A 20,653-nucleotide genomic window follows, 5' to 3' on the forward strand; every position below is an offset into this window, starting at 1 on the left:
GAACAACAGGGCCTGTGGCCTGGTCGCGAAAAGCTGTCGCGCGCAGGGCGCGCTCCTACAATCAGTCTTCTTCCACTTTCGGCTTCCACGCCTCCGAAAGCTTCTTCTGCACCCCGGGCGGCACCGTGTCGTAGTGGCTGAACTCCATCGCGTAGCGGCCCAGCCCGCCCGTCATCGCCTTCAGTTGCGTCGGATAGTCGATCAGCTCCGCCAGCGGCACGCGCGCCTTGATGAGCGTCTCGCCACCGCGTAGCGAATCGGTGCCCATGATCTGGGCGCGCTTCGACGCGAGGCCGCCGGTAACGTCGCCTACATAGTGGTTCGGGATCGATACCTCGAGATCCACCACCGGCTCCAGCACCTGCGGCCGCGCACGCGATACCGCATCCAGGAAGGCCTTGCGTCCCGCGCTGATGAAGGCGACTTCCTTCGAGTCCACCGGATGGTGCTTGCCGTCATAGACGATCACGCGCACGTCCTGGATGGGATACCCCGCGATCGCCCCACCGTCGAGCGCCTGGCGCACGCCCTTCTCGATCGCCGGCAAGAACTGTCCCGGGATCACGCCACCCCTGGTTTCGTCGTCGAAGACGAAGCCCGCGCCACGTTCCAGCGGTTCCACGCGCAGGAACACCTCGCCGAACTGGCCCGCACCGCCGGTCTGTTTTTTATGCCGGTGATGGCCTTCCGCGCCTGCGCCGATGGTTTCCCGATAGGCGATGCGCGGCGGGTGCGTGATCACGTCGACGTCGTAGCGTGATTTCATCCGCTCCAGCATGAGTTTCAGGTGCAGGTCCGACAGCCCGCGCACGACGGTTTCGTTGAGTTCCTTGTGGTGCTCCACGCGGAAGCACGGATCTTCCTCGGCCAGCTTGCACAGGGCCTGCGAGAGCTTCTGCTCCTGGCCCTTGTGAGCGGGCTCCACGGCAAGCCCGTACATGGGCGCGGGGAAGGCCGCCGGCTCCAGATGGATCCGTCCCTCGTCCGCGGCATCGTGGAGCACGGCATCGAAGTGGATATCGTCGATCTTCGCCACGGCGGCGATGTCTCCCGGCAGCGCTTCGTCCACCTCCACATGCTCGCGTCCTTTCAGGCGGAACAGGTGCGCCACCTTGAATGGTTTGCGCCCGTCGTCGACCAGCAGCTGCGAGTCCTTGCGCACCGTGCCCTGCCATACGCGGAACACGCCCAGCTTGCCGACGAAGGGGTCGTTGACGATCTTGAACACGTCCGCGACCACGTGCTTGTCCGCATCGGCGGCGACGGCGAACGGCGTGCCTTCGGCATCGCGGAAGGGCGGCGGATTGGTTTCGTGCGGACAGGGCAGGATGCGCTCCACCAGTTCCAGCAGCTCGTTCACGCCGACGCCTTCGCGTGCGCCGGTGAAGACGATCGGCACGAGGTGGCCGTCGCGCAGGCAGTGCTCCAGCGCGTTGCGGATCTCGGTGGGAGTGAGTGACGATTCGCCGGCTTCGAGGTAGTGCTCCATCACCTCGTCGTCGATCTCCACCACCTGGTCGATGATCCGCTGGTGCGCTTCTCCCGGCGAGGAGAAGTCGGTGTCGCCCCCCGTCTGGAAGAAAGCGTCGCGTACCGAATGCCCCTTCGAGGCAGGAAGGTTGAGCGGCAGGCATTCGTTGCCGAATTCCTCGCGCAACTCGTCCACCAGCGCGGGCAGGTCCAAGCCGTCGGCGTCGATGCGGTTGACGATGAGGATGCGGGCGAGACCGCGTTCCTTCGCGTGGGCCATCATGCTGCGCGTGCCGTGCTCGATACCGTTGGCGGCATTGACCACGATCGCCACCGTATCGGCAGCGGCAAGGGCGGCCAGCGCGGGGCCGCGGAAGTCGGCATAGCCGGGGGTGTCGAGCAGGTGGATGCGATAACCATTGCGCTCGATGGAAGCGATGGACGCGTCGATCGAATGGCCTCGCGTCTTCTCCATGGGATCGGTATCTGAAACGGTACTGCCGCGTTCGACGCTGCCGATGCTGGTCAGTGCGCCGCCGGCGTGGAGCATGGCTTCGAACAGGGTGGTCTTGCCGGCCCCGGCGTGGCCGGCGAGGGCAAGGCTGCGGATGCGTTCCGTGGATGGCGACACGATGCGACCCTCCTTTGTGGAAGGGGACGGCATGGGGAACGCGGCGTCATGATCGGCGTCGCCTTCTCGCACACCTCCCAGGCGTGACGATGGCGGGCCGTCACGGTCGTCCGGAGTCCGGACGGTCATGGCGGTATTCGGGCTGGGCCCGTCCCCAAGCCTTCTCCTTCCCGCCGTGGGAATCAAGGGGCAAGGGAATCTTCCGGTGCCAACACGGTCACAGGGCGGGGGCTTACGCTGGGTTTAGCGGTTCGCCGCTAATCTGTTCGACTTCTTCCACGCGGCCCATAGGATTTCGCAGCGTGCAATACCCCGGCAAGGCGCCACCGCCATTCGTCGAGTCCCACCGGCTGGAGCCGGAGGCCTCGCCGCGCCCGCGCGGGCTGCTGCCGATCGATGCCGCCACGCTGGTCGCCCTTCACGCCATCGGCCGTCGTCCGCCGCCGCGGGAGCGCCTGCTCCGCGTGCTGGCGATGGTCGCGGCCATCATTCTTCACATCCTGCTGGTGATGGTGGTCCGTTACGAAATGCAGCCGCGGCTGCTCGTCGGCTTTGTGCCGCCGGTGGATCGCAACGACCTGCTGGAGGTCCGCTTCATCGATCCGCCGCGCCCCGCGCCGCCGGTTGTCGAGGTACCGCCGCCGCCCGCTGTCGAACCACCGCCCAAGGTCCGCTCGCCCGAAGCCACGCGACCGGAGCCGCAACGCTCCAGGGAGCCGCCGCGGCCGCCCGCCGAGGTCGACACGCCGGCACCGGAAGCCCAGGCGCCGCGTCCGGCGCTGTTCGCGCCGGACGGGAGCATCGTCATGCCGAAGCAGGGTCCGGGCGCGACCACGCAGGCCGACTTCGTCGCGCGCAAGCCCACTGACAATAGCGGGATCATGTCGCACAAGACCACGGTGACATACACGCAGACCCGCTTCGAGAAGGACTGGGCCCCGCGCGACGAAAACGTGCTCGACAAGGGCCTGCGTCGCGCGATTGAAACCACCACGGTGAAGAAGACCATCGACCTGGGTCACGGCGTTCGGATCAAATGCGCCACGGTGTTCTTCGTATTGCCCGTGGGGTGCGGCGGCGAAGATCCGTCGAAGGCGGCGAAGAAGGACGGCGACGTACGCCTCAACATGGCCCCTGCGAGCCCGCTCGCGAAGGACCTTCCCGGCCAGCCCACGCCCCCGTCCGAGGCCGAGTGCATCGCGGCCTTCCGCGCCGAAAAACCCCTGCCACAGGGCTGCTCGTCGGATATTCCGCTGAAGGCGATGGACCAGGAAAACGCCGAGCGCGAGCGGCGTACAGGCAAGTAGATCCTGTTCGGACTCGTGCCGATTGTGTGTCGTCGTCGCAGCATGGACACTAGCAGCCCATGCCGAAGACGTTCCAGCCGGACAGCGATCGCCCGATCGCCGCGAACTCGCTGCCCGTGTCGCCACGGGAGGCGGCGATGCGCGCGCTGGTCTACAGGCGCCGCCTGCGCGAGAAACCGCGCGACCGCCTGCTTCGCGTTTTCGGCTGGGTGGGCACTCTCTTCGTCCATGTGGCGTTCCTGTTCGGGATGATCCTCGGGCCGGCTTACGACGTACTGCCGCCGCCGCCCGATCAGCCGGACGAGAATGCGCTGCGGGTGCGGCTCATCGACAAGCCGCCGCCGCCCGTGCCGCCGGTGCGCGGGACGCCGTCGAAGGCCCCCGCCGCGAAGACGCGCTGGAATACCGCGCGGTCGAAAGCCAGCCACGCGTCCGGCGGTTCTCGCGCAGCGGCGGTCGCCTCGGCCGCCAGGCCGCTTCCGGCGATCGCCGTGCCGGCCGCTCAGCCTCCCCGTGTGAAGCCCGACGTGAAGCTCAGCGCACCGCCGCCGAGCGTCGTCGCCGTGGCCGAGCGTCCGATCGCCCAGCCGAAGGCGCCGCCGCCGCAACCGGAACGGGAGAAGGTGCCGGTGCCGACGCCGGCGCCGCCGGATCTCGCCGTCGACACGCCGAAGCCCGAGGTCATTCCGCCGCGCTTCCAGCCCGAACCTGTGCGCAAGGCGCAGGTCGAAGGCACCGCGCCGATGCCGCCGCCCGCATCGCTGGCGCTCCCGGAAACGCCCGCTGCGCAGATGGCCGTCACGCCGACACCGCCCACGGTCACGGCGGAACGCACCACGCCCGTGCCCACGACGGCGATCACGCTGGCCACGGTGCCACGGCCGGAGGTGGAGGAATCGTCCGCCCCGCCCGCCCCGCAGGACACGCCGTTGCCCGACGTCGTGCGCGAGCCCACGGCACCGAAGCCCGACCTTGCCATCGACACCCGCCCGGTCCCTCAGAAGATATCGATCGAATCCGTACAGGCCCCGGCTGTCGAAGCCAGCGCCGAACTCCAGGCGGTGCCTTTGCCCGATGCAACGGCGAAGCCTGACGTCGCCGCGCCCGAGGTGGCCGATGTGCGTCCCGCGGTCCAGGCGCCAACGGTCACAGCCACCGACATGCAGCGGCCCGTGGCTGGCGTGGACACGACACCGGCACCGCCCGGCCAGGCGCCCGGCGACATCGCAGCGGGCCAGCCCACGGCGCGGAATCCGGCGGAACAGGGCGAGGCGCAAGGCCCTCCGGCCGAGCCCATCGTTCCCGGCCAGACCACGGCGGAAGCCTCTGGCTCTAACACACCGGGCGCTGCCGCTGAAACCGGCAAGCCGGGCGCCGCGAAGGGCGTCGACGAGGGCGAGCGCCTGACTGGCGCCAACGGCATTTCGCAGCGCGACGATGGCGTCGCTGGCGGGCAGGGCGACAAGACGGGTCAGGTGAGCGGGGCCTACGTGGAGCTGAAGCCGCGCGGCAACCTCCTGCCGCAGTCGGGCTCACGGGTACACATCGATTACAAGGCCACGCGTTTCGACGGCGCATGGACACCGAAAGGCGAGTCGTCCGTGGACACGGCGATCCGCCACGGTGTGGAGGCGACCACGGTGCGGACGACGATCTCGCTGCCGCGCGGCATCCGTCTCGACTGCGTCGCCGGGCCCGGCAATGCCGGCGACAAGGGCGGCGCCATGAAGGCCGTCTCGCTGTTCACCTTCGGCTGTAGCGGTGCCGGCCAGTCCAAGCCGGCGAGCCAGGAGGAACTGGCGAAGGTTCAGACCATGGCGCCGACGAAACCCCTCGCGGAAAATCTGCCGCCGGCGAACAGCACGACGGTGGCCGCGGCGCCCGTCGCGCTGGACAACACCGCCCTCTGCGCCACGGCTCGCGTCGCCGGCGGCCCCTTGCCGGCCGGCTGCGAAGCATCGATCAAGATCAACGTGCCGGTGCCGTCCGCTAATTCCGGTTCGTGGGTGCCGGCCAGCGATCAGTTCAAGTAACGAGGGGACGGATCTCGGTTCGGGCCACCATGTCGTGGATGGCCCGGCGGCGGCGATCGAAGAGGCTCGGTAACAGCAGCACCGCCCAGCCGGCGACCGGTGCCCACAGCGCGATTTTCAGCGATGTCAGTGGATAGACCGTGAGCAACAGGAGCGGCAGCGCGGCCACGACGAGACGCGCCAGACTTCGGCGCCACGTGACAGGCATGCCTTCCGCGTCGGTGACGCGAATACGCCAGGGCCGCATGCCCAGGGTCTGCCCGCCGCGCACCCAGGAAACGAGGAAGTAAGCGCCCACGACGAGCCCTTGCAGCGGCTGATACCACCACGCCGCGAGGTGACCCTTCGCGTCGAACAGCGCGCCCTCCATGGCGAACTGCGCCAGCAGGCCAACCACCATCACGATGGCGATCACTGCCAATGCGTCATAGACGATGGCGGCGAAACGGCGCCAGGCAGGCGCGGGTGCAGTCGTTGTCATCGGTTCCCCTGATGTCGTCATCCTTCCATTGTGCACAAGGCCGCGGACAAAGCGTGCGACCATGTCGACGTCACCTCCTACTTTCCGTGCCCGACGTGAACGAAGTCGTCCCCGCCGAACCCTCCGCCGACGATGCCCGCCTGATCGAGCGCTTCATCGAGCGCATATGGGCCGAGGACGGCCTTGCCGACCGTACGCTGGAAGCCTACCGGCGCGACCTGCAGCAACTCGCGCGCTGGCTCGCGGGGCGCGGACGCGCGCTGGCCACGGCCCGGCGCGATGACCTCTCGGGCTACCACGGTAGCCAGCCGGTGTCGGTGCGAAGCATGGCGCGGCGTCAGTCGGCCTTCCGGCGCTTCTACGCCCAGCTGGCCCGTGACGAAGGGAAGCGCGAGGATCCCACGCTCCTGATGCAGCGGCCACGGATGCCGCGCAGCCTGCCCAAGGCGCTGGCCGAACGCGAGATCGAGGCGCTGATCGTCGCACCCGACGCATCGACGCCACTGGGCATGCGCGATCGCGCGATGCTCGAGTTGATGTACTCGTCCGGCCTTCGGGTGTCGGAACTCGTGGATCTTCCCTTGGCCGGCCTGAACCCCCGGCAGGGCGTCCTGCGTATCACCGGCAAGGGCGGCAAGGACCGTCTGGTGCCGGTGGGCGAGGAAGCGCTGGTCCATGTGGAAACGTACCTGCGCGGGGCCCGACCGCTGCTTGCCGAGGGCCATGGGCAGCCCCAGGCGTTGTTCCTGTCGCGGCGGGGCGCCGCGATGACCCGGCAGATGTTCTGGACCCTGGTGAAACGCTACGCGCTTCAGGTGGGCATCCCGGCCACCCGAGTGTCGCCCCATGTGCTGCGCCATTCCTTCGCCACCCATCTGCTCAACCACGGTGCCGACCTGCGTGCCCTCCAGATGCTCCTGGGGCATAGCGCCCTGAGCACCACGCAGATCTACACCCTGGTGGCGAAGGAAGGCCTGAAGCGGCTCCACGCCCAGCACCACCCGCGCGGCTGAGGCGTGCCACAATCGAGGGAACCGAACGCGGCGCTCGTGTTCCAATCGTGGCCCGCGTTTCCCCCGGTGACAGATGGAGTGGTACCGATGTTGAAGAAAATCCTGCCCGCGCTCCTGGCTGGCGCGTTCGCCATGACGGCCTGCGCGGCCGACAACGAGAAGGCCGTGCGCGACGCCGTCGAGTCCCTCGGCGCCGGCATCAAGGTGGACAGCATCGCTCCGGCGCCCATGGCAGGCTTTTACCAGGTGGTCGCCTCAGGCCGCATGGTCTACGTGAGTGCGGACGGCCGCTACATGCTCAACGGCAACCTGATAGATCTCCAGGCGAAGACCGACCTCAGCGCGGCCAGCTGGGCGGCCACCCGCAAGGCGGCGCTGGCCAAGGTGCCGGCCTCGCAGCGCCTGATCTATTCACCGGACAAACCGAAGCACACCGTCACTGTGTTCACGGACGTCGACTGCGGCTTCTGCCGCCAGTTGCACGCGCACATCGACGAGTTCATCAAGCAGGGCATCGCCGTCGAATACGTGTTCTGGCCGCGCGAAGGCATCAAGACCACGGCGGGCAACGACACTCCCTCCTACACCAAGGCCGTGTCGGTCTGGTGCAGCGCCGACCGCAAGAACGCCTTCAACGAGGCGATGAAGGGCGCCACGCCCAAGGCGGCCACGTGCACCAACCCCGTGAAGGACGATTTTGAACTGGGCGAGCGCCTGGGCGTGAACGGCACCCCCACCATCGTGACCGAGAACGGCGATGTGGTCGGCGGCTACGTCACCCCGGCCCAGCTGCTCCAGGCCCTGCAAGCCCCGGCGGGCACCGTGGGCCACGGCGGCTAAGGAGCGGTCCGGTAGGAGCGCGCCCTGCGCGCGACGGCGTTTCGCGCCAGTCCTGGAGTTGGCGCGCCAGCCCCGGGACACGGCCTCAAAACATGTCGCGCGCAGGGCGCGCTCCTACTGGCGGAGCGGACCAGGGGGTGGCTCCCAATGCTGCCTCGCAACATCATGTAGAATGGGCGTTTTCCTTCTGCGCCTTTCCCCCCCCGCATGATCGCACTCGACGGGCAGAGCGCCCTCTCGCCTTTTCGCCTCGAACGACTGAACGCCCACCTGGATGCCCTGCATCACGGGACGCGGGTGCAGGCCGCATGGTTTACCTATTTCGTCGACGCCGATGCCGCGCCGGAGGGCGACGCGCGTGCGCGCCTGCTGGCGGTGCTGGAGGCGAAGAGCGGCGCGCCGGAGGAGGCCACCTTCTGGGTCGTGCCCCGCCTGGGCACCATCTCGCCCTGGTCGAGCAAGGCCACCGACATCCTCCATGGCGCGGGCTTCGACGTGCGTCGCGTGGAGCGCGGCACCGCATGGCGCGTCACCGGTATGCCAGCGACGGATCATCCGGCGCATGCCGCCGTGATGGCCGCCTTCCGCGATCCGATGGTGCAGTCCCCTCTGGACGCGCTGGAGCAGGCGAGCGGCCTGTTCCTCGCCGGCGAGCCCGGCCCCTTGGGCCGTATCGACATGGGCAGCGACGCGCACGCCGCACTGGCGGCAGCGAACAGCGAACTCGGCCTTGCATTGGCCGACGACGAGATCGACTACCTCGCCGCGCGCTATGCGGAAATGGGCCGCGCGCCCACCGATGCCGAACTGATGATGTTCGCGCAGGCGAACTCCGAGCACTGCCGGCACAAGGTGTTCAACGCCACCTGGACGCTCGACGGTGCGACGCAGGAATCGTCGCTGTTCGGCATGATCAAGAACACGCACCAGAAGTCGCCGGCGCATACGCTGTCCGCGTACCACGACAACGCCGCGGTGATCGAAGGCTACGAAGGCAAGCGCCTGTTCGTCAGCCCTCAGGACGGCGTGTTTCGTACCGTGGCCGAAGCCGCGCCGTATGCGATCAAGGTCGAGACGCATAACCATCCCACCGCCATCGCGCCGTGGCCGGGTGCCGCCACCGGTGCCGGCGGCGAAATCCGCGACGAGGGCGCGACGGGCCGCGGCGGCAAGCCGAAGGCCGGCCTCACCGGCTTCTCCGTGTCGCACCTGCGCATTCCCGGCCTGCCGCGTCCGTGGGAGAAGGATCGCCCGCTGCCTCCGCGCATGGCGTCCGCCTTCGAAATCATGCGTGACGGCCCGCTGGGCGCCGCCGCGTTCAACAACGAATTCGGCCGCCCGGCCCTCGGCGGCTATTTCCGCACGTTCGAGCAGGAAACCGGCGACAAGGGCGTTCGCCGCGGTTACGACAAGCCGATCATGATCGCCGGCGGCCTCGCCGCGATCCGTCCCGGCCACGTGCTGAAGCGCAAGGTTCGTGCAGGCGACAAGGTGATCGTGCTCGGCGGCCCGGCCATGCTCATCGGCCTCGGCGGCGGGGCCGCGTCTTCCGTGGCGTCCGGCACCTCGAGCGCGGAACTGGATTTCGCCTCCGTGCAGCGCGACAACCCCGAGATGGAGCGGCGCTGCCAGCAGGTGATCGACGCCTGCTGGGCGCGCGGCGACGAGAATCCCATCGTCAGCATCCACGACGTAGGCGCGGGCGGCGTGTCCAACGCCATTCCCGAGATCCTCAACGACGCGGGTGTCGGCGGCATCATCGATCTGTCCAAGCTTCCTACCGACGATCCGAACCTCTCGCCGATGCAGGTGTGGAGCAACGAGTCTCAGGAGCGTTATGTGCTTGCCATCGGCAACGAGGACCTCGCGCTGTTCGAGGCCTTCTGCGCCCGCGAGCGTTGCCCGTTCGCCATCGTCGGCGAAGCCACGGAAGAGCCGCGCCTGATCGTGCGCGATCCGCGCAGCGACATCACCGTGATCGACCTGCGCATGGACGTGCTGTTCGGCAAGCCGCCGCGCATGCATCGCGATGCTAAGCGCGTGAAGCCGCGCGTCGACCTCGTCGCCGACCTCACCGGCATCGGCATGGACGAGGCGTTGATGCGCGTGCTGCGCCTGCCCGCGGTGGGCAGCAAGAACTTCCTCATCACCATCGGCGACCGCACGGTCGGTGGCCTGAACGCACGCGATCCCATGGTCGGTCCGTGGCAGGTGCCGGTGGCCGACGTGGCGGTCACGATGACCGATTTCGAAGGCTACACGGGCGAAGCCATGGCGATGGCCGAGCGTGCGCCCGTGGCGCTGCTTTCCAGCGCCGACGCCGCGCGCATGGCCGTGGGCGAGGCGATCACCAACCTCGCCGCGGCATCGATGAAACTCGACGAGGTTCGCCTGTCCGCGAACTGGATGGCCGCCGTGAATCATCCGGGCGAGGACGGCGCGCTGTTCGATGCCGTCAAGGCCGTGGGCATCGAGCTGTGCCCGTCGCTGGACATCTCGGTTCCGGTCGGCAAGGACTCGCTGTCCATGCAGACCGTATGGACGGACGACAACGGCAAGGCGCAGAAGACCGTGTCGCCCGTGTCGTTGGTGATCACCGGCTTCGCGCGGGTCGACGACGTGCGCCGCACGCTCACCCCACAGTTGAGGCTGGACCGTGGCGATACCGATCTCTGGCTGATCGACCTGGGTGCGGGCCGCGACCGTCTTGGCGGTTCGGCGCTCACCCAGGTGTTCAATCGCGGCGGCGGCGTACCGCCGGACCTCGACGATCCGAAGCGCCTGCGCGCGATGTTCGAGCTGGTCCAGGAGGCGAATCGCGCCGGCCTGCTCCTCGCGTATCACGATCGATCCGACGGCGGCGCCATCGTCACGCTTCTGGAAATGGCCTTTGCGGGCCGTTGCGGCCTCGAGCTTCGCCTCGATGGCTGGGCCGAGGCGACGCTGCGCGCGTTGTTCAACGAAGAGCTCGGCGCCGTCGTGCAGGTGGCATCCGCCAATCGTGAAGCGTTCGAGCAGTTGCTGGTGAAGTACAACCTCGCCGGCATGACGCACAACGTCGGCCGTCCGAAGGAAAAACTTGGCATCAAGCTCCAGCTGGGCGGCGAAACGACGTTCAAGTGGAACTGGACCGAACTGTTCCGCGTGTGGAACGAAACCAGCTATGCGATGCAGCGCCTGCGCGACAACCCGCAAAGTGCGGACCAGGAAAACGAGTGGCGCCTTGACGATGCCGATCCCGGTATCTCGCCGAAACTCGTCTTCGACCCGTCCGACGACATCGCCTCGCCGTATATCGGTACCGGTGCCCGTCCACGCGTGGCTATCCTGCGCGAGCAGGGCGTCAACGGCCAGGTTGAAATGGCGGCGGCGTTCAGCCGCGCCGGCTTCGACGCGGTCGACGTGCACATGACCGACCTCGCCACCGGCCGCCACCACCTGAAGGACTTCATCGGCCTGGCGGCCTGCGGTGGTTTCTCCTATGGCGACGTGCTCGGCGCGGGTCGCGGCTGGGCCACGTCGATCCTCTACAACGACGCGCTGCGCGAACAGTTCGCGCGCTTCTTCGAGGACGGCACCCGCTTCGCCCTCGGCGTCTGCAACGGCTGCCAGATGATGTCTGGACTGAAGGACATCATTCCGGATGCGAAGCACTGGCCGCAGTTCCTGCGCAACCAGTCCGAGCAATACGAAGCGCGTCTCGCCACGCTGGAGATCCTCGACTCGGGCAGCATCTTCTTCCGCGGCATGGCCGGTTCGCGCATTCCCGTCGCCGTGGCACACGGTGAGGGCAGGGTGCACTTCCCGATGGTCTGCAGCCCGTCGAAGAGTCACGCGGCCGCGCGCTTCGTGGACAACCGCGGCAAGCCCACCGAGAGTTATCCGCTGAACCCGAACGGTTCGCCCGGCGGACTGGCGGCCTTCACCGCGGCCGACGGCCGCGTCACGATCATGATGCCGCACCCCGAGCGCGTGTTCCGCAGCGCGCAAATGAGCTGGCATCCGGAACAGTGGGGCGAGGATTCGCCCTGGATGCGCATGTTCCGCAACGCGCGTGCCTGGGTGGGCTGAGGCCGGTCGTCCGCCGATGGATACCGTACCTCTCACCAGCATCGTCATCGTCCTCGCGGACAGCGGTCCCTTCACGCGCGAATGCGTGGAACACGCGCTCGCGAGCGACGTGCCGGTGGAGCTGATCGTCGTCGACAACGGTTCCACCGATGGCGTGCCGGAATCGATCGATCGTGCGCATGCGGACGACGATCGCGTTCGCGTGGTCTACAACCGCGCAAACCTGGGCTTCGGTCCCGCCGTGAACCGCGGCGCCGCGCAAGCGCGCGGCGAGCGGCTGCTCGTCCTCAACCCCGACTGCCTCGTGGACCCGGATACGATCCGCCGCATGGCGGCGCACCTCGATGCGCATACCGGCATGGTCGGCGCGGTGGTCTGCGACGCGGAGGGCCATCCCGATCCAGCATCGCGGCGGCGCGATCCGCTGCTGCGCCGTTCCCTCGCCACCAAGCTGGGGCGGGGCGGCGACGCCGGGGTCGACATCCGCGGTCCGATGCCCGATGGCGCGGAAGAGGTCGAAATCGTGTCGGGCGCCATCGTCCTCATGCCGCGCGACGTGTTCGGGCGCCTGCGTGGTTTCGACGAGACGTTCTTCCTGCACTGCGAGGACATGGACCTGTGCCGCCGCGCGCGCGATGCCGGCTACAAGGTGTTGCTAGCCGGCGACGTGCGCGTGCTTCATGGCAAGGGCGGTTCCAGCCGGCACCGACCGGTGTTCGTCAGCCGACACAAGCATCGCAGCATGTACCTGTGGTTCCGCCGGCACGATCCCGCGGCGCGCCATCCGCTCGCTCGTGCCGCCGTCTGGCTCGGTATCTGGTCGCATTTCCTGCTGAAGGTTCCCGGCCAACTCCTGCGGAAGCGCCGGTGAACGGTTCGACGCGCGGGGCGGGTCTCGCCACGCTGGGCCTGCTGGCGGTCACGGCCATCTGGGGTTCCACCTTCGTCCTCATCAAGGACGTGGTCGGACGAATGCCTGTCGCGGATTTCCTCGCGGTGCGCTTCGTCATCGCCGCGGTCGCGATGCTCGTCCTGTTCGCCCTTCCGCTGCTGCGACTGGGCCGCGCGCAGCTGCTGCGCGGCCTCGCCCTGGGCGTGCTTTACGGCGTAGCGCAGTGGTTGCAGACGGAGGGCCTGGCGCGTACGTCGCCGAGCGTCAGCGGCTTCGTCACCGGGATGTACGTGGTGATTACGCCGATCCTTTCCCTCCTCCTGTTCCGCCAGCGCATGGCATGGACGACGTGGCTGGCCGTGCTGCTCGCCATGCTGGGCTTGGGCGTGCTGGCGCTCAACGGCTTCGAAGTGGATGCCGGCGTACTGCTGACGCTGGCCTCCGCGGCCTTGTATGCCCTGCACATCGTAGGCCTCGGGCATTGGTCCAGGCCCGGCGATGCCTTCGGCATGTCCGCGATCCAGATGCTCGGCATCGCCGCGGTCTGCCTCGCCATCACATTGCCGCACGGCGGCCCGTCGCTGCCCCCGGACGGAAAGGCGTGGATCGCCGTGCTCTACATGGCCCTGATCGCCGGTGCGCTGGCGATGTTGATCCAGACCTGGGCGCAGGCGCACATGCCCGCCACCCGCGCGGCCATCGTGATGACCACGGAGCCGGTATTCGCCGCAGGCTTCGCGGTGCTCCTCGGCGTGGACGTGCTGACTACCCGGATGCTCGGCGGCGGCGCGCTCGTGCTGGCCGCGATGTACATGGTGGAATTGGCACCACGCTTCCGCCGGAAACCGGCAGAAGCCCTCCACCACGAGGTCTGAAGGCAGGAGCGCACGCGGTGCGCGACAGCCCTTCGCCTCGGTCTGCACCATTGCGCGCCGGCTCGCAGGCACGGCCTTAAAAGCTGTCGCGCACAAGGTGCGCTCTTACGGTTTCGAAACCGAGAACTTGTAGATCATCAGGTTCCGGTAGGTCTTCCCCGGCGCCAGGCGGGCCGAGCCGAAGGCCGGCTGGTTGGGTGTATCCGGAAATAGCTGGGGTTCCAGCGCGAAGGCATCGCCCTGACGGTAGACCCCACCCGACTTCCCTGATGTCGTGCCATCGAGGAAGTTGCCGGAATAGAACTGCAAGCCCGGCTGCGCCGACCAGAGCGACAGGACGCGGCCGCTCTTCGGATCGCTCACCCGCGCCACTTCACGCGGCTGCACGGCTTCCTTCCGTGAGATGACCCAGTTGTGATCGTAGCCGCGGCCGAACACGAGCTGCTGCTCCTTCGCGTCGCGAATATCGCGCCCGATCGCCTTTGGCTTGCGGAAGTCGAAATCGGTGCCGGCCACGCTGCGAACCTCGCCGGTGGGAATGGCGGTGGCATCGGTCGGCAGGTACGCATCGCCGGCGATCATCATCCGCTGGTCCATGACACTCCCCGAGCCCTCGCCGGCGAGGTTCCAGTACGTATGGTTGGTGACGTTGACGATCGTCGGTGCATCGGTCGTGGCGGTGTATTCGATCGTCAGTTCGTCCTGGTCGTCGATCGTATAGGTGGCCGTGGTGGTGAGCTTGCCAGGGTAGCCCTGGTCGCCGTCGGGACTGACATAGGTGAGCATGACGCTGGGGCGCGCCCCGGACTCCACCTTGTCGATCGTCCACACGACCTTGTCGAAACCGGTCATGCCGCCGTGCAGCGAGTTGGGGCCGTCGTTCACGGGCACCGTATAGGCCTTGCCGTCGAGGGTGAACCGGCCCTTCGCGATGCGGTTGGCGTAGCGGCCCACGGTGTCGCCGAAGTATTGGGGCTTCGCGAAGGTACCCTTCAGGTCGGGGTAGCCGAGTACGATATCCCCGGGCTTGCCATGCCGGTCCGGCACTTCCAGGGCGTAGAGCGCCGCACCCAGTGACAGGATCTTCGCAGTCATGCCGTGGCCATTGGTGAGGGTCACCAGGGTGACTTCCTTGCCATCGGGCGTCCGGCCGAACGAGGCCTTCGATGCTTCGCCGGCGGTGGCGCCCGCGCTGGTGACCAGCAGGATCGCGGCCGCCAGGCTCGTCCCGATCTTCATTGCGATATCTCCTGTCGAATGGACCCGGCGACCACATCACATTTGTTGGACAATTGACAAGCTGCGCCGCATCAACGCCCATCGACGCACTGGGCTAGGATGGGCAAGGGAATCCCGGGGGAGCGGTGCCATGGCGTTGAAGACAGGAAGTGCCAGGAACCTGCACACGCAGGTCGTCGAGGATATCGGCCAATCGATCGTGGGAGGGTTGTTCCAGCCCGGCGATCCGCTTCCAGGCGAGGCCCAGCTGGCGGGGCAGATGGCGGTCAGCCGCACGGTGCTGCGCGAAGCGCTGAAGGTGCTGGCGGCGAAAGGCCTGATCGAGACGCGACAGAAGACCGGTATGCGGGTTCGTGACCCGCGTTACTGGAACCATCTGGACGCGGACATTCTGGGCTGGCGCTGCGCGTCCATGCCGACAGACGACTTCGTCGACAAGCTGGTGGAGATGCGCGAGATTGTCGAGCCCGCCGCGGTGATGGCCGCCGCGCGCCGGCGCGATCCGGCGCAGCTGGAAGCCATCGGCGAGGCGCTCGAGGCGATGGAAGACGCGCAAAACCTCGACGACTGGGCGGCAGCCGACCTGCGTTTCCATGAAGCGGTGTTGATGGCGACGAACAACGAACTCCTGAGCTCGCTGTTCTCGGTCATCGAAACGGCGCTGGCGACGTTCTTCGTGATGTCCGCGCGCACGGCGAAGAACTTCAAGTATTCCTTGCCGCATCATCGCGAGGTCTATGAAGCCATCCGTCGTCGCCGCCCTAACGAAGCCGCGGCGGCGATGCATACGATGATCGCGGACTCTCGCGCCAACGTGCGCAAAGCCCGCCGTCGCTAACCTCATCCCTGCGAAAGCGGGGACCTGGCGCCTCGGTTGTCCTGCGCTTTGCTCCGTCGCCTACGTGAGGCAAGGGGAGCCACCGCGCGTCGCCCTGGTCGCTAAGCCTACGCCTCCCTGCGCAATCGCTCCCAGGGCGACGCCCGCCGACTCCCCACCCACCGTGGCCATGCATTTGTAGGAGCGCGCCCTGCGCGCGACAGTTTCTCGCGACGACGCCCCCGCACGGCCGTCGCCCTTTAGAACTTTCTATTGAGATGCTGATGCGCCGGGCGTTGGGCTGTGCCACTTATGCGCATACGCGAGTGGTGTGGGAGCAGTTGCGGTCGGAGCCGGACATGCCCGTGAGCAGCTAGGCGTCACTTAGCAAGAGCCGTAGCTGTGCGGGGGTGCCGCGATGAGATATCGCGCGCGGGGCGCGCTCCTACAAATGCATGGCCACGGTGGCTCCCCTTGCCTCACCGCCAAAGCGCGACAGATGGCGAAGCCGAGCCGGCAAATGCGGCGAAGCCGCTTAAGGCACGAGCCCGCGTTAGCGGGCTAACCGATCACGTAGGCAACGATACGGAGCGCAGCGCAACCGAGTCGCTGGGTTCCTGCCTCCGCAGGAACGACGGGTCGGAGTTAGTGGCAACCGTCCTGTTTCGCGACGACTTCCAGCAAGCGCTCCTCGACCTCATCGCGCGTATGGGCACGAAACAGGCGTGGCGCCGCACGGCGGAGCGCGCCGCTGTCGAGCAACGTAAGGCGATCGCGGACTTCTAGCAACTGGCCCGGGTGCATGCTGAATTCCTCCAGGCCCATCGCCAGCAGCAACGCGGTGAACCGCGTGTCGCCGGCGATTTCACCGCACAGGCTCACCGGCTTCTTCGCGCGGCGCGCGCTCGCGATCACGTGTGCGATCAGGCGCAGGAACGGCGGTTGCAGCGGGTCGTAGATGCCTTCCAGTGCGTCGTTGTTGCGATCCGCCGCGAGCACGTACTGGGCGAGGTCGTTGGTGCCTATCGCTAGGAAGTCCGCCTTCGCGAGGATCGACGTGACGCCGATCGCCGCGGCGGGAACCTCGATCATCGCACCGATGTCCAGGCGTTCCGGAAGCTCCTGCCCCTGCCGGGACAGGTCTTCGCGTGCCTTCTTGATGAGCGTCCGGACCGCGAAAAGCTCGCCGATGTGGGTCACCATCGGGACCAGGATGCGCACCGGCCCATAGCAGGCCGCACGCAGGATCGCGCGCAGTTGCACGCTGAAGATGTCCGGGTAGCGTAGCGAAAGACGAATGCCGCGTACGCCCAGCGCCGGATTGTCCTCGCCGCGGATCGCGAGGCCGGCCGCATCGGCCTTGTCCGCGCCCAGATCCAGCGTGCGGATCGTGACAGGGAGGCCGCCCATGCCAAGCACGACATCGCGGTAGGCCGCAAACTGCTCGTCTTCCGACGGCAACCCGCGCTGGCGCAGGAACAGGAATTCGGAACGGTACAGACCGATACCGTCGGAGCCGCGCGCGCGCGCCAGGGTGACGTCGCCCGCCAGTTCGGCGTTCGCGTAAAGGCGCACGTGCGCACCATCGCGGGTGAGTGTCGGCGCCGTGGCCAGCGCCGCCAGCCGGCGTCCTTCCGCTGCGACCTGTCGCTGCCATTGCCGGTAGCGCGCGAGGTCCTGCGCCGTGGGATGCACGATGACTTCCCCGTGCTCCGCGTCGATCAGCACGAGGTCGTCGTCGTTGACGGTGGCGAGCGCGTCCCGGGTGCCCACCAGCATCGGGATATTGAAGCTGCGCGCGAGGATCGCGCTATGCGAATAGATGCTGCCCGCGCTTGCGATGACGCCGAGCATGCCCTGGCCGGCCATGCCCGCCATGTCGGCCGGTGCGACCGTGTCGCTTACGAGGATCTCGCCCACCCGCGACGCGAGTTTGCGCTCCTCGCGGCTGGACTGCTGGTGCAGTGCCGACATGACCCGGCCGATGACCTGGTCGATGTCCTCGCCGCGGCTCTTCAGGTAGGGATCGTTCATCGCGTCGAACACCGCGGCGAGGCGGTCGCTCTGCATCTTCAATGCCGCACTCGCCGTGTAATGGCCGACGGCCACGAGGTCGTCCAGGCCCCGCAGAAGTTCCTCGTCGTCGAGCAGGAGACTGTGTGCGTCGATGAAGTCGCCCACTTCCCGGGCCAGCGCGCCGTGCAGCTTGCCGCGGAGTTCGCGCAGTTCGGTGCGGGCGGTGTCGATGGCCTTGTGCAGGCGTTCGATCTCGGGGCCGACTTCGGCATCATCAAGCATCCTCATGTCGACCGCGAGGATGCTTGGCTGGACCAGGCGCGCCCGGCCGAGGGCCATGCCCCGGGCGGCGGGTGTACCGGTCAGCACGACTCTCATAGGGGCTCCATCCGCGGGCGGGGTGTCATGGTCAGGCGCCTTCGTCGAACTTGCGCTCGAACAGGTCGATGACGGCCGAGACAGCCTGTTCCGCATCCTCGCCCTCGGCGCGTACGGTCAGTGCGGCGCCCATGCCGGCGGCCAGCATCATCACGCCCATGATGCTCTGCGCGTTGACCTCGCGTCCCTTGCTGATGAGCCAGACCGTCGATTTGAATCCTGCGACCAGTTGGACGAGCTTGGCCGATGCGCGCGCGTGCAGGCCAAGCCGGTTCGATACCACGATGTCACGTTCAAGCATGGTCGATGAAGATCCCTCCGCGACCGCCGCTGGCCGCGATTTCGGCCAATTCGGGTAGCGATTTTTCAGAATAGTTGAGGACGCGCAGAAGCATGGGCAGGTTGAGGCCCGACACGCAGCGCAGGTGCACGCCGAGCTCGCCAAGGGAGAGACCGATGTTGCAGGGCGTGGCGCCGTAGAGGTCGGCCAGCACCAGCACGCCGTCGCCGTGGTCCAGTTCGCGGGCGTGCCGGGCCGTGAGCGTGCGCATGACATCGGGATCCGCGCTGGGCGGCACTTCGACGGCATCGACCTCCAGCGGCAGCTTCGGCATCACGTGGCGCGCGGCCGAAATCAGCGCCTTGCCGACGGCCTCGTGAGTCATGAGGAGGACGCCGACGGTCATCGCCCGGTATCTCGTTGCGGCTGGGGACGGGTCATGGTCACTCGAGTTCGCGATGGAAAGTCAGTACGTTGCCGCGTTCCGAGCGGAAATGCTGGGCTAGTTTCTCGACGAGGTAGACCGAGCGGTGGCGCCCGCCCGTGCAACCGATCGAGACGGTGACGTAGCTGCGGTCCTCGCCGTCGAAGCGCGGCAGCCAGGTGTCGAGCCAGCGGGCGACGTCGTCATAGTACTCGCCCACGAGCGGGTTCGCGTCGAGGAACTCCCGCACGGGGAGGTCCTTGCCGGAGAACGGCCGCAGCCGCGGGTCCCAGTGCGGATTGGGCAGGCAGCGCGCATCGAAGACGAAATCGGCGTCGGACGGGAGGCCGCGACGGTACGCGAACGATTCGAACAGCAGGGTGGTGCCGTCCGAGGCCGCCGCGTAGCCGGTGGCGAACAGGCGGCGCAGCTGGTGCACGTTGAGGTCGCTGGAATCGATGACCTTCTCGGCGATGGACACCAGCGGGCGCAGCAGCTTGCGTTCCTCGGCGATGGAATCGGCGAGGGACAGCCTTTCCGCCGCGAGCGGATGTCGCCGGCGGGTTTCCGAATAGCGCTTGATGAGGACGTCGTCGCGGCTGTCGAGGAAGATCAGGTGGACGTGGACGCCGGCCGTGGAAAGCTCGGACAGCACATGCGGCATGCGCGAGAGGTCGATGCGGCGGTTGCGCACATCCACGCCCACGGCGATGCGCCGGCGCGGGCCGTGTTCGCCCTGGCTCACGGCGGCCACCAGCTGCGGGATCAACTCTGCCGGCATGTTGTCCACGCAGTAGAACTCGAGGTCCTCCAGCGCGCGCAGGGCCACGGTCTTGCCGCCGCCGGACATGCCGGTGAGCACGACGAGGTGGATCGCGTCGGGTTCGACGATGGGGCTCATGACTTCGTCGATCACGGGGGGCTCACCATGGGGAGAAGCGGCGCATCTGGTGCGCCTGTCGGTCGATGAAGGTCTGGGCAGGATCGATGCCCTTGCTCTTCAACACGTGGTTACGCACGGCGGCCTCGACCAGCACCGCGAGGTTGCGGCCAGGCGCGACGGGAATGGTGATCTTGGGTACGTCCACATCGAGCACGTTGCGCCGGCTGACATCGCCGGTGAGGCGGGTCATGGCGTCAGGTTCCTCGCCATCGCGCAGCGGTTTCAGGTGGACCACGAGACGCAGGTACTTCGAAGGCTTCACCGCGGTATGGCCAAACATTTCCCGGATGTTGAGCACGCCCAGGCCGCGCACTTCCAGCAGGTCCTGCAGCAGTTCGGGGCAGGCGCCGTCGACCACGTCGGGGGCGATCAGGGTGAATTCGGTGGCGTCGTCGGCCACCAGGCGATGGCCGCGGCTGATCAGTTCCAGGGCCAGCTCGCTCTTGCCCGAGCCGGGCTCGCCGGTGATCAGCACGCCGATGGAGAACACCTCGAGGAATACGCCGTGCAGGGTGACCCGCGGTGCGAGTGTGCGCGCCAGGTGGTATTGCAGATAGGTGAGCAGTTCGTGGCCGCGCTTCGTGCTCTGCCACAGCGGCGTGTCGGTTTCCTCAGCCACCTCGCGCAGGTCGGATGGGATCGACTGGTCTTTCGTGACGATGAGCGCGGCCGGCTGGTAGGCGGCGATCTTGTGGATGGCCTCCCAGCGCTGGCGCGAATCCAGGCCGTCGAGAAAGTTCAGCTCCTCCGTGCCGATGATCTGCACCTTGTTGGGGTAGATCACGTTGAGGTAGCCCACCAGCGAGGGACGCCGGCTCTGCTTGGCGTTGGGCTCGAGCACGCGGCCTTCACCACGCATGCCGGCGGCCCAGCGCAGGGCCATGCGCTCATGTACCCCGTCGAACAGTTGTCTGGCGGTCAGCCGGTCCACGCTTGGGTCCCT

General features: G+C 67.6%; 16 protein-coding genes. 8 read left to right on the forward strand and 8 right to left on the reverse strand.

Annotation, left to right across the window (positions count from 1 at the left end; all coding sequences use genetic code 11):
• Positions 1-61 precede the first annotated feature (61 nt).
• Positions 62-2,101 carry an elongation factor G gene (fusA, locus tag VGM71_RS10895; RefSeq protein ID WP_331544963.1) on the reverse strand — a complete coding sequence of 680 codons (2,040 nt, stop codon included), beginning with the start codon at positions 2,099-2,101 and terminating at the stop codon, positions 62-64.
• A 302-nt stretch (positions 2,102-2,403) separates the two neighbouring features.
• Between fusA and VGM71_RS10900 the strand changes: the two genes are divergently transcribed.
• Both VGM71_RS10900 and VGM71_RS10905 read left to right on the forward strand, forming a co-directional pair.
• Positions 2,404-3,408 carry a hypothetical protein gene (locus VGM71_RS10900; protein ID WP_331544965.1) on the forward strand — a complete coding sequence of 335 codons (1,005 nt, stop codon included), beginning with the start codon at positions 2,404-2,406 and terminating at the stop codon, positions 3,406-3,408.
• Positions 3,409-3,467: 59 nt separating this feature from the next.
• Positions 3,468-5,441 carry a hypothetical protein gene (locus VGM71_RS10905; RefSeq protein WP_331544967.1) on the forward strand — a complete coding sequence of 658 codons (1,974 nt, stop codon included), beginning with the start codon at positions 3,468-3,470 and terminating at the stop codon, positions 5,439-5,441.
• On the opposite strand, the gene VGM71_RS10910 is transcribed toward VGM71_RS10905, so the two are convergent.
• Positions 5,434-5,922, reverse strand: coding sequence for an RDD family protein (locus tag VGM71_RS10910; protein ID WP_331544969.1), 489 nt, complete (start codon positions 5,920-5,922; stop codon positions 5,434-5,436). The genes VGM71_RS10905 and VGM71_RS10910 overlap by 8 nt on opposite strands.
• Before the next feature lie 11 nt (positions 5,923-5,933).
• On the opposite strand from VGM71_RS10910, the gene xerD reads away from it, so the two are divergent.
• From xerD to VGM71_RS10935, 5 genes are all read left to right on the forward strand, one after another.
• Positions 5,934-6,935 carry a site-specific tyrosine recombinase XerD gene (gene xerD / locus VGM71_RS10915; RefSeq protein WP_414675117.1) on the forward strand — a complete coding sequence of 334 codons (1,002 nt, stop codon included), beginning with the start codon at positions 5,934-5,936 and terminating at the stop codon, positions 6,933-6,935.
• 87 nt (positions 6,936-7,022) lie between these two features.
• Positions 7,023-7,775, forward strand: coding sequence for a DsbC family protein (locus VGM71_RS10920; RefSeq protein ID WP_331544973.1), 753 nt, complete (start codon positions 7,023-7,025; stop codon positions 7,773-7,775).
• Between the two features lie 207 nt (positions 7,776-7,982).
• Complete coding sequence (gene purL, locus VGM71_RS10925; protein WP_331544975.1) at positions 7,983-11,846, forward strand: phosphoribosylformylglycinamidine synthase; 3,864 nt, start codon at positions 7,983-7,985, stop codon at positions 11,844-11,846.
• A gap of 16 nt (positions 11,847-11,862) precedes the next feature.
• Positions 11,863-12,717, forward strand: coding sequence for a glycosyltransferase family 2 protein (locus VGM71_RS10930; protein WP_331544977.1), 855 nt, complete (start codon positions 11,863-11,865; stop codon positions 12,715-12,717).
• Positions 12,714-13,613: a DMT family transporter gene (locus tag VGM71_RS10935; protein ID WP_331544979.1), complete on the forward strand. Its 900-nt coding sequence runs from the start codon at positions 12,714-12,716 to the stop codon at positions 13,611-13,613. The genes VGM71_RS10930 and VGM71_RS10935 overlap by 4 nt, the downstream gene beginning before the upstream one ends.
• A gap of 105 nt (positions 13,614-13,718) precedes the next feature.
• Here the strand turns inward: VGM71_RS10935 and VGM71_RS10940 are convergent, their stop codons facing one another.
• Entirely contained in the window at positions 13,719-14,852 is a 1,134-nt protein-coding gene (locus VGM71_RS10940; protein WP_331544981.1) for an aldose epimerase family protein, read from the reverse strand.
• Positions 14,853-14,982: 130 nt separating this feature from the next.
• Here VGM71_RS10940 and VGM71_RS10945 point away from each other — a divergent pair, with 130 nt between their 5' ends.
• Complete coding sequence (locus tag VGM71_RS10945) at positions 14,983-15,690, forward strand: FadR/GntR family transcriptional regulator (protein ID WP_331544983.1); 708 nt, start codon at positions 14,983-14,985, stop codon at positions 15,688-15,690.
• A 624-nt stretch (positions 15,691-16,314) separates the two neighbouring features.
• Here the strand turns inward: VGM71_RS10945 and ptsP are convergent.
• The 5 genes from ptsP to hprK are packed head-to-tail and all read right to left on the reverse strand — an operon-like array spanning position 16,315 to position 20,641.
• Positions 16,315-18,063 (reverse strand): phosphoenolpyruvate--protein phosphotransferase, encoded by a 1,749-nt coding sequence (ptsP, locus tag VGM71_RS10950; protein WP_331544985.1) that lies wholly within the window; start codon positions 18,061-18,063, stop codon positions 16,315-16,317.
• Positions 18,064-18,094: 31 nt separating this feature from the next.
• Entirely contained in the window at positions 18,095-18,364 is a 270-nt protein-coding gene (locus VGM71_RS10955) for an HPr family phosphocarrier protein (protein WP_331544987.1), read from the reverse strand.
• Entirely contained in the window at positions 18,357-18,749 is a 393-nt protein-coding gene (locus VGM71_RS10960; RefSeq protein ID WP_166700841.1) for a PTS sugar transporter subunit IIA, read from the reverse strand. The genes VGM71_RS10955 and VGM71_RS10960 overlap by 8 nt, the downstream gene beginning before the upstream one ends.
• A gap of 37 nt (positions 18,750-18,786) precedes the next feature.
• Positions 18,787-19,668 carry an RNase adapter RapZ gene (gene rapZ, locus VGM71_RS10965; protein WP_331545089.1) on the reverse strand — a complete coding sequence of 294 codons (882 nt, stop codon included), beginning with the start codon at positions 19,666-19,668 and terminating at the stop codon, positions 18,787-18,789.
• Positions 19,669-19,690: 22 nt separating this feature from the next.
• Positions 19,691-20,641, reverse strand: coding sequence for an HPr(Ser) kinase/phosphatase (hprK, locus tag VGM71_RS10970; RefSeq protein WP_331544991.1), 951 nt, complete (start codon positions 20,639-20,641; stop codon positions 19,691-19,693).
• Between the last annotated feature and the right edge of the window lie 12 nt (positions 20,642-20,653).

It is taken from the genome of Luteibacter sp. (assembly GCF_036499525.1).
Taxonomy (GTDB): domain Bacteria; phylum Pseudomonadota; class Gammaproteobacteria; order Xanthomonadales; family Rhodanobacteraceae; genus Luteibacter.